Here is a 26,125-nt window from a genome sequence, read left to right as displayed (position 1 = left end):
CCGAATACAGTGGCAGGTACACCCCGCCGTAATCCGGGCCTGCGATCGCTGCGCGACGCGGGTGCTTGCTCAAAGCCTCGGCGCGGATTGATCGACATCCCACTGCCAGATTGTCAGCCCGTAATCGCTGCCGAGCGACGGCATGAGAGCGCCTTGCTCGAAGTAGCGCCGGGAAGTGGCTTTCGCGGGCGACACCCACCAGCCGGACCTTGGGCAGGGCTGGTTGTCTGCTACGCGGTTTCCCACTTCGTCTGCCAAAGCAGCTACCGATGGATCGCCGTCGGGATCATCGTCGTGTTCCCCCTCAACAAGTTCGACGTAATACCAGTCGACGGGTTTGGATTCGGTGCCGAATTCGCTGACGTAAATGACGGCCTCGATAGGGTCATCGACGCTTGCTTCCAGTCTTCTTGTCTTTCTCTCACTGACGTACTTTGAGTAATCCGATGCATATTTCGATTTCTTGAGGTATTCGACGAGACGCACATCTTCGGCCCACAGGTATTTGTGACCGACAGCACGAGCCGCATCGCGGCCGAGTTCATTCAGCAGGTTGGCATCGTCCAGATAGCCTTCTTTCCGCTCCTTCATCCAGGTACCGGTCCACGCGAATTGGCAGACGCTGAAGGGATCGTTCTGGGCAACATACACGCCGGTCTTCGAAGGCACCGCACCGCTGCGGCCCACTATGTCTTCACGGACAACGAATCTCGGTAGACGTATGGTTGAGTGGCCGATGCTTAGCCAAGCGTTTGCGTACTGCGACTCTTGCGTATGCGAACACGGACGACGCACTACTGCGTCAATCTCCAAAGCGTATTGATAAACCGCATCAAACCGCTGCTTGAATTCCGCTTCCTGTTCCGCGGTTGCCCACATCATCGAGAATTCATTAAGAGCCATCCAACATTCGCTCGCTCCGGACCCGCTATAACGCTCATAGGCTCGGCCGGCAATGTCTTTCACAACACCTTCCTGAAAAGACTTCAAATAAGGCCAGGCACCCGTGGTCCAGTTGGCGACCGTATCCCGCACGCCCCAGCGCTCGTTCGTCAATATCCGGTCTACACCCAGCCGCTGAGCTCGCTCGATGGCAGGGTCGATCGATTCGACCAGCGCATCAACCCGCTCCTTGAGCCCTTTCAGGTAATCGAGGCGCGAAAAGTAGTACAAACGCGCCGCTTGCCGTTTCTGGTGATAGCTGAGTAACTGAGTCATGGCATTGAATACGGGCGTCAGTGGGCAAGCTGGGTGATCTGGCCGGGCAGATTGGGTAAGCCCATGCGGGTTGAGAGTACCTGTTCGTTGAAATCTGTATAGCCCCAGCCGGTGTCGAATGGGCCGCTGATGTGGTCGTTGTTGATCCGCGAACGGAGGGCTTCGTACTTCGACTGCTCCACGGGGTGCAAGGCCCTATATTCCGGGTATGTCAGATCGGTTTTATTGAGCTGACCCGTGACCCGATCTGCCGCGTAATACACCAGCGTATCCATCGAGGCCGTATCGGCGGGGTTCTTTGCGGCATTGAAGACGATCTGTTCCCAGCCGCCTTCCAAGCTTGCATCGAGTCCTGCCTTGAACTTGGTCTGTGTGGAGGCGGTACCCCGCCAGACCTTGAGGCTTTCACCGGTCTTGACGTCATAGATTACGAACTGGCCATTGACGTTCCAGTCCGGCCAGACGCCAAGATGCTTGCGCCAGACTGCGCGGGGATTCGGCGACGCCTGAATACGTTTGAATACCGCTTCTGTGACCCAGCAGTCTCCGGACGCCATGTTGCTCGGTGAGACCACCCGATAGAGACGGGCGGGCCCTTTTAGCTCGTCGGCGATAATATCTTCAAAGCGAGTCAAGTCCCCGTGGGATGGCCAGCCTTCGGCCAGGTGCATTTCGATGTCCTGACGAATACTTGGCTTTAGGTCAATAACTCTTTCAGGCAAAGGCTTGTGCTCGATCTTCACCGGCTTCGTCAACCAGCTGGGTGATGGATCGGTGTTCCGCATCAGCGTGACGGCATTGGCTTCTGGTAGCGCACCGTGGAAGTGGATGTTGTGAGCATCTAAGATGCCGCCGCGCTCCAGCAGATGGCGCCGTTCCAGCGCAAGGATGATGTTATCGAGAATATCCTGCACCGGCTTGACAGCTTTACCGATCTGCTCGTCAGCGAGATTGCGGACCGTCTTGACCAAATCAATAGTGGCCTGCGCTTTCTCGCCGACGCTAGGCAGCCACGTCACCCTGCTCAGCAGGCCTTCCATCAATTTGATGCCGCGATCAAAGGCTGCAAGCAGTGCCCGGGAATTGACCCAGCCTTTGACGACCTTGATCTGCTCGGCAAGCCATTTGAAGATTTCGTCAGCCTTGATGACATTTCGAATGTACTTCTGGACTTCACGCTTGCGCAGAAAGGTGATGACCCAAGTCATGGCGGATTCCACGACCTTGATCACGCCGTCTCCGCCAGAGCGGCGAACAAAGAGGAAGAAGATTTTCAGTACACCCTTTACCAGCGACCCGATCGATGGAAACAGGCCGATCAAAGTCAGGCAGAGCGCGACCCAAGCCCAAGTATCGCTGGGCTTTTCGTTGATCTTCCGACAATTGGCGATCAAATCCCGGACATCGCAAACCTGATCCACGATCGGGATCATCGACACGGCTGCATCAAAAGCGATCTGTCCGGTCGAACGGGTTTCGCTGAAGTCGCCTTGAATTGCTTCCCAAAGCCACTCCCGGATGTTTTTATCCGGGTTATCCGCGTCGGCCTGGTCCTGCGTGACCCAAGCCAGAGCGTCACGCATCTGCGTCGTGTTGACGTCGACCATTGGTCAAACGCCTTGCATGAGCTTTTCCAGCGATTGCGCTGGTTTGTCCTGTTGCGGAGGACGGGGCTTGTAGACCACCTTGGTGACATTCCTCGGATCGACATTCTCGTGTCGCGACTTGCCTCGTTCATCCAACTTTCCACTCAGGACGTTTCCGCTTTCGAAATGAATTTCGTATTCCGCACCGGATACGCCTTCGCCTGTAACCGTTTCGCGATAGTCGAGTTCGATCCAATGGATCACTTTTAGCTCGCCTGTTAGAAGCTCAGGCCACTCCGCCTGACCCTTGGCCGTGCTACCCCAATCCTGCTTCGCCCCCTTGACTGAGAAAGTGCCGGGGCAGGCAAAGGTGATGTTCTCGCCATCCAGCGTGATCGATGCACCCCCAGCGAGCAGTACGATCTTCTGCTCGGCGACGACAGTGATACCGGCGTCTGTGGAGGTCACGGTGACACTCTTGTCCGCGAGGATTTCGAGTGCGTCGCTCTGGGCCTGAATCGAGACCGGGTGGTTGGCGGCGATGGCGGCGATGCCGCCGGTGTGGGTGTAGAGGCTGGTGTGCCCGCCGCTGATGGCGGACCAGACCTTGCCGGCGCTGGCCAGCGCATCGCCCTGGATGGTGGCGCTGTGATGCAGGCTGGCATGGCTCAGCATCGTGGCGGGGGTGGTGAAGCTGATGGCGGCGGGAGCTTCGAGCAAGACGATCGGGGCATCCGGTGCCAGGACTGCCGGCTGCGGGCGGGATCCGGTCGCTGCGGGTTGCTCGGTCACGGCGAGGGTTTCGAGCAGGCGGGTCTGCTGATCCATCGCAGTCAATGGCTTCGCGCCCTGATGTGCGGCAGCATCGGACAGGGTCTGAGCGAGGCTTTGCGCAGCTCGCAGCTGGCCCTGCGCTTCCGTCGTATCGAACACGGTGCCGGTGGCGTTGGGGCGCAAGGTCGTCGACAGCAGCAGCCCTTTTTCGGCTCGGGCGACGGTCCAGCCGTCGGTGGTCCATTCGAAACCTTGTCCGCGGGCCGTGCCACGCCAGGCGAGGCCGGGGCGGGTGTGGAGCAGGTGGCCGAGATTCAGCTGGCTGCTGAACGATGACGAGGCCGCGCGGATGCCGGGCTGGCCGCTGGCGTCGTCAAACACCAGTTCGTTGTAGCCGCCGCCATCAAGTGTCTTGGTGTGGATGCCGGAAATCACGCCAGGGTGGGCCGATTCGGTGTCGACGCCGGCCGAGAATGGCGGCAGGTCTTCACCGTTCCACAGCGCGCCGACGACGATCGGACGATCCGGGTCGCCGTGCTCGAAATCGATCAGCACTTCATCGCCGATGCGCGGCAGATAGACCTCGCCGAAATCCGGGCCGGCGATGGCTTGGGCGACGCGGATCCAGGTACCGCTACGCTCGTTCCCGGGGGCATTGCCGTCGGTGTCGCCCTCGCTGCCGGTTTCCGAAAGTCCGCCACGGTTCGGCTGCACCCCGCGCTGCCAGTGAAACTGCGCCTTGACCTCGTGATCGCGCTCGGCGGTCAGCACCTGATCGGCGATGCCGACGACGAGCGCGGTTTGAAGGCCGGGATACGAGGCACCAGCCGTCGCGGCCTGAACAATCGGTACATCCGCCGGAATGGCACTGAAGCGGTTTTCGTAGATCGGCTCATCACTGCCGGACTGATCCCGTTCATCTCGGCGATCACTGCCGAAGCGCAGGTTGTTGCGCATCCGGTGCTCGAGGGTGGTGACGAGGAAGCGGGCCTCGGGATTGGCGTGACCGAAGCCGCGGACGCCCAGCGGGCCGTAGTCGGGATGATCGGTCAGTACAAACGCTTGTCCCGCGGCCAGCCGGCGGACAGATGACTGGCCGCGCCAGGTGCGCAAGCTCTGCGCATGGGCTTTGGCGGCAACGCCCGCACGGTGGGCGACGGCTTCCGCGCTCGGGCTGGCCGTTGGCGGAAGCGACAGGCTGCCGTCGTGATCTTCCAGATCGGGCACCAAAGGGCCACCCGGATCGGCCAGCGCTTGTGAAGCTGGCGCGCGCACCTGCTCGGCATCCCAGCGACTGCGCAGTACGCTGCCGCTGGCGATGCTGCGACGGGCGGTGAAGCCGTGGATGGCGTCGTCAAACTCGGTGGCGGCGGAGCGGTGGTAGCGAATCGCCGGCACGGTCGCCTCATCCTGAAGCGGGCTGTCGATGAACAGGACCAGCAGCGGCTCGCCTGTACCCGCATCGTCCGGATGCTCGAACGCATAGCTGATGCCGTCATCGGCGAGCAGTCGCTGCAGGAAGGCCAGATCGGTTTCGCGCCACTGCGTGCGAACGCGGTAGACCGGCAGGCGCGCGCGGGTGGCCTCGTCGATGCGGATGTCGTAGCGCAGGGTCGGGTAGTCGCCGAACAGCGATTCGGCGATGTCCAGCGCGTTGGCGTCCTGAAACAGGTAGCAGTCTTCGCGGAGCGCGAGCCAAGCCAGCGGCGATTCCAGTTGCACCCGGTATCGCGCCACCCCGCCATCGGCTGCGAGGCGCGAGGCTGTCGTGATCAGGCCATGCCAGCGACGTCGCGTGCCATCGGCCGTCAGCAGGCCCAGCGACACCGGCAGGCCGATGAAGGCCGACAGCGACAATTGCGCCGATGGGCTCAGCAGATCGACGTCGAAGCGATACGGTTGATTGATCGCCTCATGGCCGGACGCGCGCTCGACCACGAGGCTGACATCTGAGGGAAGTCCATCGAGCGTGACCAGACGCGCGTGGGGCGACAGGCTGCTGAGCGCTTCCAGCAGACTGCGCAACGAGACCTCGATGATCGCGTTCACACGGATCGGCCCGCTCTGCAACTGATCGCGTACCACCGTTGCTCGACAACAATCCCTGTCATCACCTGCTCCGTGCACAAGACTGGCTTCCTGCCAGAGTCTCGACAGTACAAAAGTCGGCCTTTCTTGGCAAAGCGGCTGCGCCGACGCGCGACCAGCGGCCCTGCGTGGCTGACGGTGCAGCGATTCACCCCGCGAGAACCTGTCGATCTTTCGATGACGGCGCGATCGCAATGTTCGATGGAACACGCTCGCCATTCCGCAGTCCGAGCATCATTGCCTGATCGATGCAGGCCCACTTCAGGAATTGACCGATGAACTACCGCCGTCTGGGCCGCTCCGGCCTGAAAGTGTCCGAGCTGTCGCTGGGCTCGTGGGTGACCTTCGGCACGCAGGTCGACGAGAAGCTGGGCCGCGAGTGCCTCGCGGCGGCGAAGGATGGCGGCGTCAATTTCTTCGACAACGCCGAGGTCTACGCCCGCGGCGACAGCGAAACGATCATGGGTGCTGCGATCAAGGCGCTGAAATGGCCACGGCTCGATTACGTGATCTCTACCAAGTTCTTCTGGGGCATCACCGAGAGCCCGAATGCGAAGAACACGCTGAACCGCAAGTATCTGCGGCAGGCGATCGAGGGCTCGCTCAAGCGTCTGCAGCTGGAGTATGTCGATCTGGTGTTCTGCCACCGCCCGGACCCGGAGACGCCGATCGAGGAAACGGTCTGGGCCATGCACGACATGATCGAGCGCGGGCAGGCGCTGTACTGGGGCACCAGCGAGTGGCCGGCGCAGTCGATTCAGGCCGCGCATGATTTCGCGCGCCGCTTCCATCTGCACACGCCGGTGATGGAACAGCCGCAGTACAACCTGTTCCATCGCACGCGGGTCGAGCAGGAATACGCACCGCTCTATGACGCGTTCGGCCTCGGCCTGACCACGTGGAGTCCGCTGGCTTCGGGGTTGCTGACCGGCAAGTACCGTGACGGCGTGCCGACCGATTCGCGCGCGAAGGTCAAGGGCTACAGCTGGCTCGAAGAGCAGGTGCGCGATCCGGCCAAGCTCGCCTCCGTTGCGCAGCTCGGTCCGATCGCCGACGAACTCGGCTGCACCCCGGCGCAGCTGGCACTGGCCTGGTGCCTGACGAATCCGCAGGTGTCGACGGTGATCACGGGTGCCAGCCGGCCGTCGCAGATCATCGAAAACCTGAAAGCAGCCGACGTGGCGGCGCGGATCACGCCGGCGATCAAGGCGCGGATCGAATCGGCGACGGCGGCGTTTGCGGCGTGATCGGCCGCGCGTTCGCCAGAACAGTACGGCAGAACGATCCTTGGATTCGGTGACGGTCGATGCCTGATCGTCAGCAGAGGCTGGCTTTTGCAGGGTCGATCAACCGGAACTGACAATCCGTTCAAGACTTGGCAGGCTCGTTGCGTTCGCGTTCGCAACCTTTTGGAGCCTTCCGCCATGTCGACATCGATTCCGCCGTCCGCGTCGCCCCGACGTTCCCGCTGGACCCGCGCGCTGCTGCTGGCGCTTGCGGTGTCGTCGGCATCACCGGAGGCGACGGCGCAGGCGGTGAGCTGCGGCGGGCGCGTCGGCCCGGTCGACTTGCAGACCGCCACCGTCACCGAGCTGCAGGCGGCGCTGAGTTCCGGCGTCATCAGCAGCGAGGCGCTGGTGCAGCAGTCGCTGGCGCGGATCGAGGCCTTCGACCGCCGGGGCCCGGCGCTGAACGCGATCCGGGCGCTGGCGCCGACGGCGCTCGAAGCGGCCCGTGCGGCCGATGCCCGCCGCGCCCGTGGCCAGCGTCTGAGCCCGCTCGATGGCCTGCCGGTGCTGCTGAAGGACAACGTCGGCACCACCGACCTGCCGACCACGGCCGGCTCCATCGCGCTGGCGAACAACATTCCAAAGCAGGAAGCGACGATCACGCAGCGGCTGCGCGCCAGCGGCGCGATTGTGCTCGGCAAGACCAATCTCAGCGAGTTCGCGAACTGGGTGTCGCTGAACATGCCGAACGGCTACTCGTCGCTGGGCGGGCAGGTGATCGCGGCATACGACCATGCGGCCGATCCGCTCGGCAGTTCCACCGGCAGCGGCGTCGCGACGACGATGGCGTTCGCGACGGTCGCGATCGGCACCGAAACCTCGGGCTCGATCATCAGCCCGGCGACCGTGCACAGCCTCGTCGGCGTCAAGCCGACGGTGGGCCTGGTCAGCCGCAGCGGCATCATTCCGCTGGCACACAGCTTCGATACGGCCGGGCCGATGGCTCGCACGGTGACCGATGCCGCCGCGCTGCTCGGCGTCGTCGCCGGGCTCGATCCGACTGATGACGCCAGCCCGCGCTTTCAGGCGGCACTCGGCGGGGTGGTGCCGGATTATCTCGGCGCGCTGTCGACCACCGCGCTGCGCGGCGTGCGGCTCGGCGTGCGCAACAGCGAACTGACCGATACCGGGCTGTTCGGCGAGGCGCTGGCCGTGCTGCGCGCGCAGGGGGCGGAGATCGTGCCGTTCAACGCCTCGCTGCTCGAAAACGGGTCGACGGCGGAAATCGCCGCGATCACAACCGAGTTCAAGTGGTATCTGAACCGCTATCTGGCGACCGAGGCCGGCACCGGCCTGCCGGTCGCGAACCTGACCCAGATCATCCAGTTCAACAGCCGCAATCGGGATCGCGTGCAGTACGGGCAGGACCTGCTCGTGGCCTCGAATCTCCAGACCGGGCTGCCATTCGATCCGGTCTATCTCGCCAGCCGGGCCGCAGCGATCCGCAGTTCCGAGATCGCGCTCGACACGATGTTCCGGCGCCAGCAGCTCGATGCCATCGTGTCGCCGAATTACGGCAACGTCGGCGTCACGGCCGCTTCCGGCTATCCGAACGTGACGGTGCCGATGGGCTATGTCGGGCAGGCGCCGCAGGGCCTGTCGTTCGCGGGTCGGCCGTTCACCGAACAGGCGCTGCTGGCCTACGCCTATGCCTACGAGCAGGCCAGCCACAAGCGGACGCCGCCGACCACGCTGAATCCCGCGCTGCGCGACTACTGCACGGCGATTGGCGCGCGCTGACCAACGGCCATCAATGCCTGCGAGGCACCGATGGTGCTTCCATTCCCTGTCCTTTTCCTGAACCGGATCCTTCCCCGATGTTCGAGCTGACCCGCCGTTCCCGCGCCCTGCGCAGCCTTGCCCTCGCCGCGGGTCTGTCGGCTTCTTGGTCCGGCCCTGCCGCCGCCTACTGGACTGATGCCGCCCAGCCCGCCGTGGCGCTGCCGGCGATCACGCCGCCGGTCGCGTCGGCCGTCACCACGCCGCGTGCTGCACGCCTGCTGACGCTGGACCTCGAAGCCCTCCGTAGCCGCTTGCGCGGCGCACCGGCCGCCGACAGCAGCACGCCGTCGACCACGGTCATTTCCGTACCGATGCCGGATGGCAGCAGCCTCGAGTTCACCGTGCGCGAATCTGCCGTCATGCATCCCGAACTGGCAGCACGCTATCCGGGCATTCGCACCTACGTTGGCACGGCGGTCAGCGATCCCGCGATCAGCGGCCGCTTCAGCATCGGCCCGCGCGGCTTCCGCGGCATGGTGCAGTCGGCACTCGGCACCGCCTACATCGACCCGGTGAGCCGGACCGACAGCACGCAATACCGCAGCTATTTCCGGCGCGATCTGCCGAATCGCCGGCTGGCACCGGATACCGTCATGCGCGGTGCCGCCGCAACCGGAACCGGCGCTCGCATCGGCACGCAGGTCGCCGGCAGCAGCCGCGCCGGCACGCTGCGCACCTACCGGCTGGCGCTGGCAGCCAATGGCGAGTACTCGCGCTATCAGGACCCGCCGAGCGTGCTCACCGACCAGCCGGACCGCGGCATCGTGCTGGCCGAGCTGGTCAACGTGACCAACCGCGTCAGCGGCATCTACGAGCGGGACCTCGGCATTCGCCTGCAGCTGGTGCCGAACGAGGACGAGATCATCTTCACCAGCCCGCTGCTTGATCCGTACGCCGACCGGCAGGGCACGCTGAGCCTGGCCGTCAACACCGGCGTGATCAATCGCCGCATCGGCGCCGATGCCTATGACATCGGCCATGTCGTGACCACGGGCGGTGGCGGCATCGCCGGGCTCGGCGTGGTCTGCGGCGCCGGCGTCAAGGGGCAGGGCGTGACCGGCCTGCCGGAGCCGGTCGGTGATGGTTTCTATGTCGATTTCGTCGCCCACGAAATGGGCCATCAGTTCGGAGCCAACCACACGTTCAACAGTCAGGCGGGCAACTGCGCCGGCGGCAATCGCAATGGCGACACCGCGTACGAGCCGGGCAGCGGCACCACGATCATGGCCTATGCCGGCATCTGCGCCGATGACGACATCCAGTCGAACAGCGACGACATCTTCCATGGCGTCAGCTTCGACGAGATCGTGGCCTACACCACGAACGACACCGGCAGCAGTTGTGGCGCGGCGAGTGCCACGACCAATCGCGCGCCGGTGGTCACGGTGCCGGCCGGCGGCTTCACGATCCCGCGGTCGACGCCGTTCGAGCTGACCGGCTCCGCCCGCGATCCCGACGGCGACGCGCTGCGCTATCTGTGGGAGCAGTTCGATCTCGGCGCCGGTGGCGCGCCGGATGCCCCGGATGCCAGCGCGCCACTGTTCCGTACCTTTGTGCCCGCTGCGACGCCGACGCGACTGTTCCCGCAGGCTTCGGACCTGTTCGGCGGCGTGCACACGCTGGGCGAACTGCTGCCGGCCGTCTCGCGGTCGCTGAACTTCCGGCTGACCGTGCGCGACTACCGCGTCGCGCCATCCGCCGGCGGCGTGGCCAGTGCCGCGCTTTCGTTCAATGTCGTCGACACCGCCGGGCCGTTCGTCGTCACGGCACCGGCCACGAACGCCACCGGCATTGCCGGCTCGCCGATCGATGTCGCGTGGAACGTTGCCGGCACCGATGTCGCACCGGTGGCCTGCGGCGCAGTCGACATCGAAGGCACGACCAATCAGGGCAGCACCTGGATTCGCCTGCGCAGCGCCACCGGCAATGATGGCCGCGAGACGGTGCCGCTGCCGAATGTCGTGACCACGGGGCTGCGGCTGCGCGTGAAGTGCAGCAACAATGTCTTCTTCAATGTCGCGCCGGCCACGATCACCGTGACTGCGTCGAGTGTCGCGCCGCGCGGCAGTGGCGGCGTCGAGGATGCATCGCCCGTCGGTGGAGGTGGCGGTGGCGCGTCGGCGCCACTGTTGCTGGCCGGGCTGTCACTGCTGGCCGGGCTGCGTCGCCGTCGCCGCGGCGACGCCTGATGACACCAGAAAGCCGCGCTCCGGAATCCCGAAGCGCGGCGCCTGTGCCGCCCGGCTGGTCAGGCCGTTGATCGCCTAGGCGCTGGCCAGCCAGCGCGTTCAGCCCTTGACGCAGACCACCTGCTTCAAGGTGTGCAGCACTTCGACCAGATCGGTCTGGTTCGCCATCACCGAGTCGATGTCCTTGTAGGCACCCGGAATCTCGTCGACGACATCGCGATCCTTGCGGCAGACCACGCCTTCGGTCTGCACTTCGAGATCGGCCGTGGTGAAGTGCTTGCCGGCCTCGGTGCGGCTCATGCGGCGGCCGGCTCCGTGCGAGCACGAGTGAAAGCTGTCGGCGTTGCCGGTGCCGCGCACGATGAAGCTCTTTGCACCCATGCTGCCCGGGATGATGCCGAGATCGGTTGCCTTCGCGCGGATCGCGCCCTTGCGGGTCACCCACACGTCTTCGCCGAAGTGCGTTTCGCGCTCGACGTAGTTGTGATGGCAGTTCACTGCTTCCTCGGTCACCTCGAACGGGCGCAGGTGACGCTGCATCGAGCCAAGCACCGCTGTCATCATCTGCGCGCGGTTCTCGCGGGCGTAGTCCTGTGCCCACGAAACGGCTTCGGTGTAGTCGGCGAAGCTGTCGCTGCCTTCGTCGAACCACGCCAGATCGCGATCCGGCAGCTGGCGATCGAACTTCAGCGCCTCCTCGCGCGCCTGCTCGATGAAGTAGCTGCCAATCTTGTTGCCGATGCCGCGCGAGCCGGAATGCAGCATCACCCAGACACGATCGGCCTCGTCGAGGCAGACCTCGATGAAGTGGTTGCCGCCACCGAGCGAGCCGAGCTGATGCACCCAGTCGCTGGCCTTCTGGCCCTTCGCCGCCAGCTTCGGGTGCTTCGCGGTGATCTTCGTCAGGCCGGCCTCGAACGGCAGCGCCGCCGCCACCGGCGCGCGGCCTTCGCGATGCTGGAAGCGGCCGACCGGGACGTCGCGCGAGATCTGGTCGAAGACTTTCTTCAGGGTGCCGGCATCGAGATCGTTCGCGGTCAGGCTGGTGCGCGCAGCGCACATGCCGCAGCCGATGTCGACGCCGACTGCCGCCGGAATGATCGCTTGACGCGTGGCGATCACCGCGCCGACGGTGGCGCCGATGCCGACATGCACGTCGGGCATCGCGGCCACGTGGTGATGGATGAATGGCAGGCGAGCGATGTTCGCCAGCTGCGCCTTCGACTTGTCGTCGATGTCGTCGGTCCAGATTTTCACCGGCACGGCGCCGGCGGTAAGGGTCTGCTTGATGGTCATGAGTTCCTGCCTGTTGTCGCGGTCTTTGCGGTCGTCTGATGAATTTGAAGTCGTATGGTCGGTGTTCCGGGCGAGATGCGCGCAGGGCCAGGGAGGGTCCTGCCTGCGCCGCCGCCCGTCCGCAGGCCGGAAGCCCGGCCTGCGGATTTCCGCCCTTGCGGAAATGGGTGCTGCCAAGGCCGCGGAACACGGCCTGTCGCATGTGATGGTCATAGCGCCCGCATCGGGTCCGGAATGGAGACTTGCGAGTACATTCCGGACGCAGGACTCCATTGCGACGGCGGCCATGACGGTCCGCTATCACGATATGAATCGCGAGCGCAAAGGACTCGACTGGACTCCATTCCGATCGAAGTCCGATCGGGCGTCGTGCCAGGTGAGTCGATGTTCGGAGTGCGGGACATGCCCGCGGCTGATGGACTGGTTCTGCTTCCTGCCTGACGAACGCCTAAACGAAAACGCCCCCGGAAGCTGGACTCCCGGGGGCGTTCGTGGCGCCAGGGGAGATCGGGGTGACCGATCTCCGGGCTGCGGAAAATCAGTCTATGTGTTTGAAAAAATTGATGAAAAACCAGACGGGCAGCCGATTCAGCGGCGGATTGAGGCGATTGCGCTTCGAGTACGCACGCCGCCCCAGGCCCCGATCCCGTCCCGCGCCCTGGTTCTGCTCCCGCAAACCCGCGGCCGCGCGCAGACGCACCGCGCCGTTGGGCGTGGTCGTGGCGAGCAGCGGGAAGTGCATGGCAGCGGTCATGGAAGCGGCGAAGGCTCGTTGGGGGGAGTCGACAAGTGCAGATGCACGATGACTCCAATATTGGAATCGTACGCTTCCACTTTCACGAATTGCAAGCAATATTTTCGAAAAAGTGGAATCTCGTGCGCATTACTCTGTCCCGGCGTCCCGACAGACGCTGTTTGGCTGCTTGGCTGCCGACTTGCTGGTTCGTCCGCCGCGGCCTGCGGGCGCTGCCGATCGAGCGCGGTGTCGGCCTTCCGGCACGCGATATGCGGTGGTGATGCCATGTCGACACCCGGCAGCGCAGCACCGGCCGCATTCGGCGGTGCATGGGCAGGTTCGGCAACTGCCATCGAGCGGGAAGCGGTGACCGCTGGCGGCAGGCTTCACGGTGTAATCGCACGGGCGGCAGAGTGGCGGCGGTATCATCGAAGCCGTCCGGTGCCGAAATGGCGATGTCTGCCGGACGAGGTCCCACTGCGAGTTCTCCCTGACATGCTGGATCGCCCGTACCAAACCAATCTGCCCGCGTCCTCTCCCGTCTGGGTGTCGGATTACCGCTTCAGGGTGGTGCTGACGTGGATGGTGTGGCTGCAGCTGTTCTACATGATCGTCGCCTTCGACGAACTGCTGGGTCAGACGACGGGCCTGCTCCGGCCGATCAAGATGGGCCTGCTCGGCGCATCGATCCTGCTGATCGTCTGGCGCTCGGGGCTGACCTGGCTGCTGCTGCGCACCATCAATCCGTTCCTGACCGGTTTCGTGGTCTTTGCCGGCATGAGCGTGGCGTGGTCGATCGAGCCGAGCTTCACCATCAACCGCATGATCAGCCTGATCTCGCTGTTTGCCGTCTGCGTGGCATTCGGCCTCGTCAGCTGGGAGCGAACGAAGTTTCAGGACCTGATGATCCCGATCATCACGGCCATCCTGATCGGGTCGCTGCTGCTCGGCATGGTCAATCGCAGTCTGGTGACCGAAGTGGGCGACACGATCTCGCTCAGTGGCGCCTGGAAAGGGCTGACGTTGCAGAAAAACTCGTTCGGTCAGGTGGCGGCGTTCGGCGTGATCCTCTGGTATCACTCGCACCTGACGAAGGAGCGCTCCGGCCGCAGCGTGCTGATCGGCTTCTTCATTTCCGGGCTGTGCCTGATCCTGTCGAAGAGCTCGACGTCGCTGCTGTCCAGCGTGTTCGGCGTGGTGTTCCTGACGCTGCTGCTGCGCTCGCCGCCGAATCTGAAGCGCTACATGCCGTTGATCGTGACCATCTTCGCCCTGCTGGTGCTGGTCTTTTCAACCGCGGTGCTGCGCATCGTGCCCGGCTTGGAAGTGCTGCTGCAGCCGATCGTCATGGTCACCGGCAAGGACCTGACCTTTTCCAACCGCAGCGTGATCTGGGACATCATCCGCGAGCACGTGAAGTTCGCGCCGATGCTCGGTACCGGCTACGGCGCGTATTGGCTGGGCGTGAACTACCCGTGGTCGCCGTCGTTCGAGTTCTACGCGCTGATGTACTTCTATCCTGGCCAGTCGCACAACGGCTACCTGGAAGTGATCAACGATCTGGGCTACATCGGAGGGGCGATCCTGGCAGGCTATCTGTTCGTGCTGGTCAAGCAGTCGCTGACCTTGCTGAAGATGGACCGTCCGCAAGGCGCGCTCTATCTGGCGCTGTTCTTCATGCAGACGATGACCAACCTGTCGCAGAGCATCTGGTTCCAGTACGCCAGCTTCGAGTTCGTGATCATGATGTTCGCAACCGTGGCGCTGGGCCGCGCGCTGCTCGACCACAAGCTGCGGGCGGTCTACAGCGACACGCCGAACGACGGCAGCGGGCGTTTTTCGGCGGCCGGATCGCCGATCGTCTCGCCGTCGCCGCTGCACTGGCGCCCGCGAGGCTGATCGAACGGCCGGATGTGTGGGAAAATCCGCGCGGTCGCAGCCCGACCGCACTGGCTCCCGCCCCGTCCGAAGCATGAGTACCCCGCGCCTGTATCGCGTCACCTTCCTGAATCAGGGCAGCGTTTACGAGATCTACGCCCGCTCGGTCAGCCACGGCTCGATGATGGGTTTCGTCGAGATCGAAAAACTGGTCTTCGGCGAACGCACGTCGATTCTCGTCGATCCGGGCGAGGAAAAGCTGAAGGCCGAGTTCGCCAACGTCGTCCGGACCTTCGTGCCGGTGCACGCCATCGTCCGCATCGATCAGGTCGACAAGGCCGGCGCCGCGCGGATCATGGCCGGCGGCGAGTCCGGCAAGGTCATGCCGTTCCCCGTGTTCACGCCGGGTGGCGACCATAAGCCCTGATCCGCTCATCCCCGGCGCCCGCTGATGCGCTTCGCGTATCTCGGGTCCGGCAGCCGCGGCAACGCGCTGGTCGTCGAGGCCGGCAGCACCCGCGTGCTGCTCGACTGCGGCCTGCCGCTGGTCGAGGTCGATGCCCGTCTGGCCCGGCTGGGCCTCAAGGCGTCGGACCTGACCGCGATCGTCGTCACCCACGAGCATGGCGACCACATCGGCGGCGTGGCCAAGCTGGCGCGTCGCAACCAGTTGCCGGTCTGGCTGACCGCCGGTACCCGCGCCGCCTGGAAGGCCGCCCCGGACGAGTGGGTACGCACTTTGACGCCGCACCGGCACTTGACCATCGGCGATCTCGACGTGATGCCGTACCCGGTGCCGCATGACGCTCGCGAGCCCTGCCAGTACGTGTTCGGCTTCGCCTGCAAGCGGGTCGGCGTGCTGACCGATGCCGGCAGCGTCACGCCGTACATGCGCGAAGTGCTGAGCGGCATCGACGCGCTGCTGCTGGAGTTCAACCACGACCGCGCGATGCTGATGAACGGGCCGTATCCGTCGTTCCTGAAGCAGCGCGTGGCTGGCAACAAGGGTCATCTGAGCAATGCCCAGGCCGCCGAGCTGCTCGGCAGCCTCGACATTTCGCGGCTTCAGCACCTGGTGCTGACCCATCTGTCCGAAACCAACAACACCCCGGAACACGCGCTCGCCGCGGCGTCCGAAGTGCTCGGCGCGCAGCCCGACTGGCTGGTCTGCGCCCACCAGGATGCCGGTCTCGACTGGCGTCACGTCAACTGAGAAAACGATGAGCCTGCACATCCTGTCCGGCGGCACCGCCCTGTCGCCTTTTCGCATCGAGCGCCTGCGCGCAAGCCTTGCGGCCCATGCGCCGGGCGTCACCGGCTTGCGGGCTGTCGAGTTCTTCATGGTCGATGCGGATGAAGTCGACTCGGCCGCCTTGTGCAAGCTGCTGGATGCCACGACGGCCGAGCTCCCGACTGCCGACGCGATGCTCTACGTCGTGCCGCGCATCGGCACCTTGAGCCCTTGGTCGAGCAAGGCGACCGACATCGCCAAGGTCTGCGGGCTGAATGGCGTCAAGCGGGTCGAACGCGGCCGCCTCTATTTGCTTTCTGGGCTCGATGGCGTGAAGGCGCTTCCGGCCGCAGCACTCGCCGACCTGCACGATCCGATGACCGAATCGGTGCTGACGGCGTCCGCCGACTTGCAGCACGTGTTCGCAACGGGTACTCGGCGCAGCTTGCGCACCGTCGACGTACTGGCCGGTGGCCGCGAGGCGCTGGTCAATGCCAACCGCGACTGGGGTCTGGCGCTGTCCGCCGACGAGATCGACTACCTCGTCGCGCACTACACGGGAGCGGCCAAGAACCCCACCGACGCCGAGCTGATGATGTTCGCGCAGGTCAACAGCGAGCACTGCCGGCACAAGATCTTCAACGCCGAGTTCACCGTCGATGGCGCGGTCCAGCCGGACTCGCTGTTCGGCATGATCAAGCTGACCTACAAGGCCTCGCCCGAAGGTGTGCTGTCCGCCTACAAGGACAACGCCTCGGTGATCGAAGGCCATGAGGCGATGCGCTTCTTCCCGGAAGCCGACCGCCAGTGGCGCGAGCACCGCGAGCCGGTGCACATCCTGATGAAGGTCGAGACGCACAACCATCCGACCGGCATCTCGCCAGCGCCCGGTGCCGCCACCGGCTCCGGCGGCGAAATCCGCGACGAAGCGGCCACCGGCCGCGGCGGCCGACCCAAGGCTGGCCTGTCCGGCTTCACGGTGTCGAACCTGCGGATTCCCGGCTTCGTGCAGCCCTGGGAGCAGGATTTGGGCAAGCCGGCCCGCATCGCCAGCGCGCTGCAGATCATGCTCGACGGCCCGATCGGTGCCGCGAGCTACAGCAACGAATTCGGCCGCCCGGTGCTCAACGGCTACTTCCGCACCTACGAGCAGTTGCTGCCGGACGGCAGCATGCGCGGCTATCACAAGCCGATCATGATCGCGGGCGGCTACGGCAACATCCGCGGCCAGCATGTCGAGAAGCTCGCCGTGGTCGAAGGTGCCAAGCTCATCGTCCTCGGCGGCCCGGCTATGCTGATCGGCCTCGGCGGCGGTGCCGCGTCGTCGATGGCCACCGGCGCGTCGAGTGCAGAACTGGACTTCGCGTCGGTGCAGCGCGCCAACCCGGAACTGGAGCGCCGCTGCCAGGAAGTGGTCGACCAGTGCTGGGCGCTGGGCGAAGCCAACCCGATCCTGTCGATCCACGATGTCGGCGCCGGCGGCATTTCCAATGCGCTGCCGGAACTGGTGCATGCCGACGACCGTGGCGGCCATTTCAAGCTGCGTGACGTGCTCAGTGCCGATGCCGCCTTGAGTCCGATGGAAATCTGGTGCAACGAATCGCAGGAGCGCTACGTGCTCGCGATCGCCCCGGAATCGGTCGCCGTACTCGCGGCGATGTGCGAACGCGAGCGCTGCCCGTTTGCCGTGGTCGGCACCGCGACCGTCGAGCAGCAGCTGATCGTCGAAGACACGCTCGACGGCAATCGGCCGGTCGACATGCCGATGCCGGTGCTGCTCGGCAAGCCACCGAAGATGCAGCGCAGCACCACGCGTCGCGGCCCAGTCGTTGCGCCGTTGACCTATCCGCCAGCCGGCGATGCGGCACAGAAAGCCTTCATCAAGTCGGCCGCCGAGCGCGTGCTGAAGCTGCCGACGGTCGCCTCCAAGCAGTTCCTGATCACCATCGGCGATCGCACCGTCGGCGGCCTCACCGTGCGCGACCAGATGGTCGGCCCCTGGCAGACGCCGGTCGCCGATGTCGCGGTCACCGCGACCGGCTTCGAAGCGACGACCGGCGAAGCGATGGCGATGGGCGAGCGCCCGACGATCGCGCTGCTGAACGCTGCCGCCAGCGGCCGCATGGCGGTCGCCGAGTCGGTGCTGAACATCGCCGCCGCGAACATCACGAAGCTGTCGGACATCCGCCTGTCGGCGAACTGGATGGCCGCCTGCGGGCAGGGTGACGAGGACGCGCGCCTGTTCGATGCGGTGGAAGCGATCGGCCGCGAGCTGTGCCCGGCACTCGGGATCGCGATTCCGGTCGGCAAGGATTCGCTGTCGATGAAGTCGGTCTGGCAGCAGGACGGCGAGACCAAGGTGCAGACCTCGCCGCTGAGCCTGGTGATCACCGCGTTCGCACCGGTCGCCGACGTGCGCAAGACCCTGACGCCGCAGCTCAAGGCCGAAGCCGCCAGCCGCCTGATGCTGGTCGACCTCGGCGCCGGCAAGAACCGCCTTGGCGGCTCGGCGCTGGCGCAGGTGTTCGGTGCGGTTGGTGACACCGCACCGGATCTCGACGATCCGGCGCGCCTCAAGGCGGCCTTCGGCTGGCTGCAAGCGATGAACGCGGCGGGCAAGCTGCTGGCGTATCACGACCGCTCCGACGGCGGCCTGTTCGTCACCCTCTGCGAGATGGCCTTCGCCGGCCGAAGCGGTATCGATGTCGCGCTCGACGCGCTCGGCCCCGATCCGGTCGCCGCCCTGTTCAACGAGGAACTCGGCTTCGTTGTCCAACTGCGTGCGGCTGATGTCGATGCCGCTGTCGCCAGCGCTCGCGCCGCCGGCCTGCACGCCGGGCTGATTGGCGAATCGAGTGCGGATGAAAAGATCACGATCACCTTTGGTGCCAAGACCGTGTTCAGCGACGAAGTCCAGACGCTGTACCGCAACTGGGCCGAAACCAGCCACCGCATCGCGAGCTTGCGCGACAACCCGGACTGCACGCGCGAAGAGTTCGACAGCGCCGGCGACATGGCCGATCCGGGCATCACCGTGAAGCTGACCTTCGATCCGTCGGCCCCGGTCGCTGCCGCGCACATCGGCAAGCGTCCCAAGGTCGCCGTGCTGCGCGAGCAGGGGGTCAACGGCCAGGTCGAGATGGCCTACGGCTTCCACGCCGCTGGCTTCGACGCCGTCGACGTCCACATGAGCGACATCCTCGAAGGCCGCGTGCAGCTGGCGGACTTCGCCGGCTTCGCCGCTGCAGGTGGCTTCAGCTACGGCGACGTACTCGGTGCCGGCTTGGGCTGGGCGCGCTCGATCCTGTTCAACGCGCGTGCCCGCGACACCTTCGAAGGTTTCCTCGCCAAGGACGACCGCTTCGCGCTCGGCGTCTGCAACGGCTGCCAGATGATGGCCGCGCTGAAGGGCATCGTCCCCGGTGCCGAAGCCTGGCCGGCGTTCCGCCGCAACCGCAGCGAGCAGTTCGAAGCGCGCTGGAGCATGGTCGAGCTGACGGACAGCAAGTCGATGTTCTTCCAGGGCATGGCCGGCACGCGGATGCCGATCGCCGTCGCCCATGGCGAAGGTCGAGCCGAGTTCGGCAACGCGGCTGATCAGGTCGTACTGGAAGCGGCGGGTGGGGTGGCGATGCGCTACATCGACAACCGCGGCCGGGTCGCGACCCGCTATCCGGCGAACCCGAACGGCTCGCCGGCGGGCATCGCATCGGTCACCAACGCCGATGGCCGCGTGACCATCCTGATGCCGCATCCGGAGCGGACGATTGCCGGAGTTTCTGGGTCGTTCTGGCCCAAGGCCTGGGACGGCAAGACGCCGTGGTTCCGGATGTTCCAGAACGCGCGGGCGTTTGCGAAGTAAGGCCAGTACCACACGTGATTTGATGCTGCGTTTTCCGGACGCCGCCGCGTCGTCAAATTTCGAAGTTTCGAAGGGATCGAGGCGGTTGCGCGTTGCGATTGCATCCTCGCGCGTCGTGCGGGTTTGCGATCGAACGGCCCTGATCGGGCAGCAATGATCATTCGAACGGCGGATACCGACGAATAAGGCGGTTCGCTAACGTTCGGGCCTCCACCCTCTCGGACCCATGCCATGTCTGCAGCGCCTCGCGTCAAGAAAATCGCTGCCATCTGCCGCCTGGCAGTCGCGACTCTGGTGACCGCTGCTGCCGGTACCGCGGACGCCACGTCGTCTTCGTTCAGGCTCAGTGATCCGTCCGAGACGGCGCTGGAGGCGGTGGTCGGGCGACGCGCCGATGGCGGCTTCGTCAGCGCGTGGCGCGGTTTCGCCGGCGCGATCACGGCGCGGCGATTTCTGGCCGATGGCACCCCGGCGGGTGCGCCGCTCCTGCTCAAGCCATCCGACGGACGATCTGCAACGTCGCTTCGAATCGCGGTAAATCGCCGCGGTGATTTTGTGGTCACCTGGGAAGGGTCGGATGAGAACGGCTCGGAGGGCGTCAATGCACGCAGCTTTCGGCCGGATGGCCAGCTGGTGGCCTCCGTGCGGGCAGCCGAGTTCCGAAACGAATCGTCAACCGGAAGCGATGTTGCGATCGACGACGACGGCGATTTCGTGATCGCATGGCGTGGCGTGCGTCAGATCGCGATACCGATTCTGATTCCGTACGGCGCGATCGAGTTAGGGAGCAGCAGCGTCAAGGCCCAACGTTTCACGTCGACAGGCACGCCGATCGGTCGTGTGGCGACGATCGCCGCAAGCATCACGGATCCGGTGCCGGTGATTGGCGTATTCGAGCAGTCCGCACCGGCGGTGGCCAGCGACGGCGCCGGAAATGCAGTGGTCGTCTGGGGCACGCGCGATGGCATCGGCCCGAATGCGGTGTTTGCCCGTCGGCTGAGCCCCCGCGGCATTCCCCAGGGGCTCGCCTTTCGCGTCGACACGCGCTCGGACGCCGGCGCCTACGACCCCGATGTCGACATGACCGAGGACGGCAGCAGCATGGTGGTCGTCTGGCAACAATCCCATTCGGTCGGTGGCGGAGGATTCAGCGGCTACGACGTGCTGGCGCGCCGCTATGACAGCCGTGATCGAGCGGGGCCCGTCGTCGCTGCTGGCGACTTGGTGCTCATCGGTGGCCGCGTCAGCGTCGACATGAATCTTGCCGGACAGGCGGTGATCGCATGGCCCGCGACCGAAGCCGACTTCTGCTGCCTTCCGCCTGTCGTGGCGATGCAGCGCCTGGATGCCCGTGGCGCGCGCGTTGGCGGCAACCAGCGGGTATCGACGGACTATGCGGATTTCGCGGCAGCGGCGATTGACGATGATGGCTCGGCTGTCGTGGTCTGGAGCATTCGCACTGTTTCGCCGCCCGCCGTATTGGCGAGCCTGCTGCCACTGCCCTGATCGCAAGGGCGGCGGCCCTTCGAATTGCCGGAGCGTGCGCCCCGCGCACGCTCTTGGTTTGTGCGCTCCAGCAAACGTAGCCCGGATAGTGCGCAGTGAAATCCGGAATCCTATGGTTAAAGTTCAAGTGAAGTAGGGTAGGCAGGCGTCATCTGCTCACCGATTCGCCTAAGCTCGATTCGCACGATCCGCATGGGCGCAAACGGTTTGCCCACCCTGCGTCACCTGAATTGTCTGGCGCTCCGGGTTACGTTCACGACCTAGTCCGCTTGGGCCGAATCAGCTACACGCGACGCAAGCAAGGGGTTCTGCATGTTCGCATCGATCAATCCTGCCGAAGTTCCGGCCGTCAAGGACGATACAGGCGAGCGGCCCATTCCGACGGCTTGGCGCGCCACGCTGGTCAAGATCGTATCGGCGTTGAAAGACGGAGACTATGGCCTCGAAGCAGGCATTCCCGGAGTCGTGCGCCCAACGGCGCAAACTGCGGAACACATTCGAAGATCCATTCGTGCCTACGGGGCAGAGCTTGTCGATCTTCCCGAAGCGACTTGGGAATCCTCTGTTTGCATCTGGTACAGCCCGAAGTGGAGCGCACTCATCGATCTGTGGACCAGACGGGAGGGCCGAAGCGACTTGGTGCTTCGAGTTGACGTTGTGGAGCAGGGTGACGGCTATTCGATTTCCATTGACCTGGTGTACGTGCCGTAGCACCGACGAAGTGAGCAAGCGGCTTTGATGTCGCGGGTTGGAAGCCAAAAGGGCTAGGCTCAACAAATTCCCAGCGTACCAATCAAAGGGGCTAGGCTCTATTAAACGCTGCGCATTTCTTCTCTGCAGTCATGCAGTGCCTGACCTTCAGTCAGGTTTTGCACTTCGCATTCGAGCGCGCTGCTTGCGAGTTAAAGGGGCCAGGCTCAACTAACTCCGGTGTGTTCGGCGCCCGGCGCGCAAACACCCACTGGGTAGGCGTGCGCTGATGGCAATCAGCGGCCAAGGAAGCTGATAACGGCAGCCCCAACCCCTCAAGGAATCCAGTTCCAGATATCCGGCAAGGTCGCCAGCCAGTCGTGCGCGGCTTGCTTCTCGTCGTGTGACGGGGCGTGAATCGAGTACTCGATGCTGTCGCCGTGATCGGTGGTCAGCGTGTAGCCGACCTTGGCCGCCTCGTCCGCCAGAAAACGCAGATAGTCGTGGATGTTCGCGTCGTAGGCCGCTTCAGCTTCGCGGCGCTCCGGTTGCAGCATCAGGGCGCGCTCGCGGTAGGCGCGCAGATGAAGGGTGATGGTGGTGCTAGCGGTCATTGGCAGTCCCTCTGGCGGATGGTGGCAGCCCGATTGACGAACGGGCGCGGGCCAGTATGAGCACCGATGCTGCGCCAGCGTCTGTTCCCCGCATCGCCGAGGTTTGCGGCTCGATGTTTTTCCCAACGGTCGCGCCCTGTCGATTCCCCGCATGCGGGCCGACCAGCCTATCCAGCCCGCGTAGGGCGGGAAAGCCGAAGGCGCATCCCGCCTTCTGGGCAATGAGCACTGCCGCAGCAACCGTTGCCACACCGTTATACGACACCGCTGATCGTGTTTGGTGATGCCGAACCCGGCGGGACGCGCTTCGCTTTCCCGCCCTACAAGTTGCCGTACGGAGTGCAGTGGGCCAGGCGCCGCTCAGTCCGCCCGCGTACGGCGGAAGCGCACGCTACATTCTGTTGATGGCCGTGGCTCCGGTCGGCCCGCTGATCGACCGGTAGCAGTGAGTCGGGGAGACCGAAGCAGTGGCGTTGAGTGCGCATGTCCCGCTCCCGCTCCCGCTGCGGCAAGCTGCACGGGCATCCTTTCGAACGCCCCGCCAATGAAAGCCGCTTCCGCCCTCGATTACCGCGAACTGGCGCGTCGCCACCTGCCGCATTTCCTGTTCGAGTACATCGACGGCGGCTCGTATGCGGAAGCGACCCTCGCCCGCAACGTCGCCGATCTGGCGGCGATCAGCCTGCGCCAGCGGGTGCTGCGTGATGTGTCGTCGCTCGATCTGACGACCACCTTGTTCGGACAGAAGCTGAGCTTGCCGGTGGCGCTGGCGCCAGTCGGGCTGACCGGGCTGTATGCACGGCGTGGTGAGGTGATCGGCGCGAAGGTGGCGGCGGCGCGTGGCATTCCGTTTTGCTTGTCGACACTGTCGGTGTGCTCGATTGCCGAAGTGCGCCGCGATTCGGGCGCGCCGTTCTGGTTCCAGCTCTATGCGATCCGCGATCGCGGCTACACCCGCGAGTTGCTGGCGCAGGCACGCGAGGCCGGCTGCACGGCGCTGATGTTCACGGTCGATCTGCCGATGCCCGGCTCGCGCTATCGCGACGTGCGCTCGGGCTTGAGCGGTGCGCCGGGCTGGCGCGGCGCGCTGCGCCGTTTCGGGCAATCGGCCCTGCGGCCGCGCTGGGCCTGGGATGTCGGGCTGATGGGGCGGCCGCACATCCTCGGCAATGTCGCGCCTGTCCTGGGGCCGAACACCGGGCTGGAGGATTTCCTCGGCTGGATCCGCGACAACTTCGATCCCTCGCTGACCTGGCGCGATCTGGACCTGCTGCGCGCCGACTGGAGCGGCCCGCTGATCGTCAAGGGCATTCTCGATGCCGATGACGCCCGCGAGGCGCTGCGCTGCGGGGCCGATGGCATCGTGGTGTCGAACCACGGCGGCCGGCAGCTCGATGGCGTGCCGTCGACGGCGCGGGCGCTGCCGCCGATTGCCGACGCGGTTGGCGACGCGCTCACCGTGCTGGCCGACAGCGGCATCCGCTCCGGGCTCGATGTGGTGCGGATGCTGGCGCTCGGCGCGAAAGGCGTGCTGCTGGGCCGGGCCTGGGTCTATGCGCTCGGTGGCGGCGGTGCGGCCGGCGTCGAGCATCTGCTGCGGCTGATCGAGGCCGAGATGCGGGTGGCGATGGCGCTGACCGGCGTCACCCGGATCGCCGACATCGACCGCAGCGCGCTGGTCGAGGCACTGGCCTGAGCCGCCGCCCATCACGCATCCGGAGGATCATCGATGACGTTGCCGAGGTTGCGGTGCCTGTGCGTCGCCGGGTTGCTGATCTGCAGTGGTGCGGCGCGTGCGGAAAGCGTCTGCTACGGCACGCCGAGTCATGGTCGGCTGGAGGGCGGGGAACCGATTCCGGCAGCCGGGCCGAACTTCACGCCGTACAGTTCGCTCGGTGTATCGCTGGGCCGCACGTACGTGCATGCCAAGGTGGCGGCAACCATCGGGGCGGCCTACCGCGCGCTTGAAAAGGCCGCGCCGGACAAGCAGTACGTCTATGGCGAATCCGGGTGGGCGCACGGCGGACGGATCAAGCCGCACCGAACCCATCAGAACGGGCTGGCCGTCGACTTCATGGTGCCGGTCATGGACAAGTCGGGTCGGTCCGTACGGCTCCCGACCAGTGTCACGAACACCTTCGGCTACGGCATCGAGTTCGATGCCGCGGCGCGTTTCGAGGACCTGCGCATCGACTTCGAGGCCATCGCCGCACACCTTCATGCGCTGCATGCGGCAGCCAGTGCGCAAGGCATCGGCATCTCGCGCGTGATCTTCGAAAAGGCTTACCTGCCACGCCTGTACGCGACCACGCGGGGAGCTTGGATCCAGGCGAACATCCCGTTCCTGAACGGCGAGCCGTGGATTCGCCATGACGAGCATTACCACGTCGACTTCGCTGCTTCGTGCCGACCATTGTCGGGCTAGGGTCCGCTCGCGCAGGGCGGCAAGGCCATGGACGCATCACGCCGTTCGGGATTCAAGCGGTACTGAAATGACCGCAATTCGCTGCGCCTTTCGAGCATTCCGCGGACGCTGTTACGGGCGTGCATCCCGTCCGAATTCGACGTGATACGACCTATAGAGGTCCCCAGGTGGTTGTACTGCGGCCTTGATGCGGCCCGCTTGAAAGTCCGCCAGCACGACATCGGTAAACCTTCGCGCTTCGTCGTATTCGGCAGGGCTCAGTTCCCGGCTGAACAGGTCGATCAGGTCTTTCGCCGGCGGGCAGGCGGTTCGCTGGCAGTAGGCCTTCACCGTGACTGAGGCCATCGAGCAGTCGTCGCCCAGCGCGCAGCCCGCAAGCAGGCCGCGCATGACGGCACCATTCGCATACGGCAGACGATCGAAGAAATTGCCGTCGGGAGAGACTTCGTCGTAGTACAGCGACGTGGCCGCAACCGCTGCGACATGCGCACTGCGGGATTCGAGAGCCTGCCGGACTTTTGCGTTGCGCTGTTCGAGCGTCTGCTCGATGGCCGTGTCGGACGCCGCTTCCAGCAGGGCCGGCGCAAAGCCGGCTTCGGCTGACTTCCGCAGCCAGTCGGCGCGCGCGCCCGTTTCGCTGGGCGGTGACCGCCAGATCGGCGAGCAGCGGTCGATGTCCTTCTGATAGGCGGCACGCTGATCCGGGTCAGTCGACGCGTCGAGGTGGGCGCGCAGCTGCTTTTCGGTTTCTGCCCGGCTGTCGTTGCTGGAGATACACATCTGCAGAATCGTCGCTACCCGATACTGCGCAACCGCATCGCCGCTGCGGGCCGCGGGCAGATAGGTCATCAGCAACGACACCGGGCTTTCGGCGCCGTGAATCTCGAACACCAGCGCATTCATGTCGACCTGCGGGCTCGAGGTCTCGGCTGCCGCCGTGGGACCGGTCGAAGCTGGCCCG

At 65.1% G+C, this 26,125-nt stretch carries 19 protein-coding genes; 11 read left to right on the top strand and 8 right to left on the bottom strand.

What is annotated here, in order from left to right:
- Positions 1 to 69: 69 nt before the first annotated feature.
- The 3 genes from QZ951_RS12280 to QZ951_RS12270 are packed head-to-tail and all read right to left on the bottom strand — an operon-like array spanning position 70 to position 5,885.
- Entirely contained in the window at positions 70 to 1,218 is a 1,149-nt protein-coding gene (locus tag QZ951_RS12280; protein ID WP_293000958.1) for a hypothetical protein, read from the bottom strand.
- A 17-nt stretch (positions 1,219 to 1,235) separates the two neighbouring features.
- Positions 1,236 to 2,825 carry a hypothetical protein gene (locus QZ951_RS12275; RefSeq protein WP_293000957.1) on the bottom strand — a complete coding sequence of 530 codons (1,590 nt, stop codon included), beginning with the start codon at positions 2,823 to 2,825 and terminating at the stop codon, positions 1,236 to 1,238.
- A 3-nt stretch (positions 2,826 to 2,828) separates the two neighbouring features.
- Entirely contained in the window at positions 2,829 to 5,885 is a 3,057-nt protein-coding gene (locus tag QZ951_RS12270) for a type VI secretion system Vgr family protein (RefSeq protein WP_293000956.1), read from the bottom strand.
- 56 nt (positions 5,886 to 5,941) lie between these two features.
- Here QZ951_RS12270 and QZ951_RS12265 point away from each other — a divergent pair, with 56 nt between their 5' ends.
- From QZ951_RS12265 to QZ951_RS12255, 3 genes are all read left to right on the top strand, one after another.
- On the top strand, positions 5,942 to 6,913 hold the full coding sequence (locus QZ951_RS12265) for an aldo/keto reductase (protein WP_293000955.1): 972 nt from the start codon (positions 5,942 to 5,944) through the stop codon (positions 6,911 to 6,913).
- 177 nt (positions 6,914 to 7,090) lie between these two features.
- Positions 7,091 to 8,695, top strand: a complete 1,605-nt coding sequence (locus QZ951_RS12260; protein WP_293000954.1) for an amidase family protein — start codon at positions 7,091 to 7,093, stop codon at positions 8,693 to 8,695.
- A gap of 77 nt (positions 8,696 to 8,772) precedes the next feature.
- On the top strand, positions 8,773 to 10,926 hold the full coding sequence (locus QZ951_RS12255; protein ID WP_293000953.1) for a reprolysin-like metallopeptidase: 2,154 nt from the start codon (positions 8,773 to 8,775) through the stop codon (positions 10,924 to 10,926).
- A gap of 99 nt (positions 10,927 to 11,025) precedes the next feature.
- Here the strand turns inward: QZ951_RS12255 and QZ951_RS12250 are convergent, their stop codons facing one another.
- The 3 genes from QZ951_RS12250 to QZ951_RS12240 all read right to left on the bottom strand — a co-directional run bounded on the left by QZ951_RS12250 (position 11,026) and on the right by QZ951_RS12240 (position 13,311).
- Entirely contained in the window at positions 11,026 to 12,222 is a 1,197-nt protein-coding gene (locus QZ951_RS12250; RefSeq protein ID WP_293000952.1) for an RtcB family protein, read from the bottom strand.
- 538 nt (positions 12,223 to 12,760) lie between these two features.
- Positions 12,761 to 12,976 carry a hypothetical protein gene (locus tag QZ951_RS12245; protein WP_293000951.1) on the bottom strand — a complete coding sequence of 72 codons (216 nt, stop codon included), beginning with the start codon at positions 12,974 to 12,976 and terminating at the stop codon, positions 12,761 to 12,763.
- Entirely contained in the window at positions 12,973 to 13,311 is a 339-nt protein-coding gene (locus QZ951_RS12240) for a hypothetical protein (RefSeq protein ID WP_293000950.1), read from the bottom strand. Before QZ951_RS12240 ends, QZ951_RS12245 begins: the two co-directional genes overlap by 4 nt.
- Positions 13,312 to 13,453: 142 nt before the next feature.
- Here QZ951_RS12240 and QZ951_RS12235 point away from each other — a divergent pair, with 142 nt between their 5' ends.
- From QZ951_RS12235 to QZ951_RS12210, 6 genes are all read left to right on the top strand, one after another.
- On the top strand, positions 13,454 to 14,857 hold the full coding sequence (locus QZ951_RS12235) for an O-antigen ligase family protein (protein WP_293000949.1): 1,404 nt from the start codon (positions 13,454 to 13,456) through the stop codon (positions 14,855 to 14,857).
- 73 nt (positions 14,858 to 14,930) lie between these two features.
- Positions 14,931 to 15,263 carry a DUF1820 family protein gene (locus QZ951_RS12230; protein ID WP_293000948.1) on the top strand — a complete coding sequence of 111 codons (333 nt, stop codon included), beginning with the start codon at positions 14,931 to 14,933 and terminating at the stop codon, positions 15,261 to 15,263.
- Between the two features lie 24 nt (positions 15,264 to 15,287).
- Positions 15,288 to 16,049, top strand: a complete 762-nt coding sequence (locus QZ951_RS12225) for an MBL fold metallo-hydrolase (protein WP_293000947.1) — start codon at positions 15,288 to 15,290, stop codon at positions 16,047 to 16,049.
- A gap of 13 nt (positions 16,050 to 16,062) precedes the next feature.
- Positions 16,063 to 19,929, top strand: coding sequence for a phosphoribosylformylglycinamidine synthase (gene purL / locus QZ951_RS12220; RefSeq protein ID WP_366943913.1), 3,867 nt, complete (start codon positions 16,063 to 16,065; stop codon positions 19,927 to 19,929).
- A gap of 231 nt (positions 19,930 to 20,160) precedes the next feature.
- Positions 20,161 to 21,435 carry a hypothetical protein gene (locus tag QZ951_RS12215; RefSeq protein ID WP_293000945.1) on the top strand — a complete coding sequence of 425 codons (1,275 nt, stop codon included), beginning with the start codon at positions 20,161 to 20,163 and terminating at the stop codon, positions 21,433 to 21,435.
- Between the two features lie 312 nt (positions 21,436 to 21,747).
- Positions 21,748 to 22,146, top strand: coding sequence for a hypothetical protein (locus QZ951_RS12210; RefSeq protein ID WP_293000944.1), 399 nt, complete (start codon positions 21,748 to 21,750; stop codon positions 22,144 to 22,146).
- Between the two features lie 314 nt (positions 22,147 to 22,460).
- On the opposite strand, the gene QZ951_RS12205 is transcribed toward QZ951_RS12210, so the two are convergent.
- Entirely contained in the window at positions 22,461 to 22,739 is a 279-nt protein-coding gene (locus QZ951_RS12205) for a hypothetical protein (protein WP_293000943.1), read from the bottom strand.
- Between the two features lie 544 nt (positions 22,740 to 23,283).
- Between QZ951_RS12205 and lldD the strand changes: the two genes are divergently transcribed.
- Together lldD and QZ951_RS12195 are read left to right on the top strand one after the other, a co-directional pair.
- On the top strand, positions 23,284 to 24,435 hold the full coding sequence (lldD, locus tag QZ951_RS12200; protein ID WP_293000942.1) for an FMN-dependent L-lactate dehydrogenase LldD: 1,152 nt from the start codon (positions 23,284 to 23,286) through the stop codon (positions 24,433 to 24,435).
- Between the two features lie 33 nt (positions 24,436 to 24,468).
- Positions 24,469 to 25,164 carry a penicillin-insensitive murein endopeptidase gene (locus QZ951_RS12195; RefSeq protein WP_293000941.1) on the top strand — a complete coding sequence of 232 codons (696 nt, stop codon included), beginning with the start codon at positions 24,469 to 24,471 and terminating at the stop codon, positions 25,162 to 25,164.
- Between the two features lie 111 nt (positions 25,165 to 25,275).
- Here QZ951_RS12195 and QZ951_RS12190 read toward each other — a convergent pair whose 3' ends face one another.
- Complete coding sequence (locus QZ951_RS12190) at positions 25,276 to 26,067, bottom strand: hypothetical protein (RefSeq protein ID WP_293000940.1); 792 nt, start codon at positions 26,065 to 26,067, stop codon at positions 25,276 to 25,278.
- Positions 26,068 to 26,125 lie beyond the last annotated feature (58 nt).

Source organism: Nevskia sp., assembly GCF_021732705.1.
Lineage (GTDB): Bacteria > Pseudomonadota > Gammaproteobacteria > Nevskiales > Nevskiaceae > Nevskia.
Note: the sequence above shows the minus strand (reverse complement) of the source record. Positions and strands in the feature narration are given on the sequence as shown.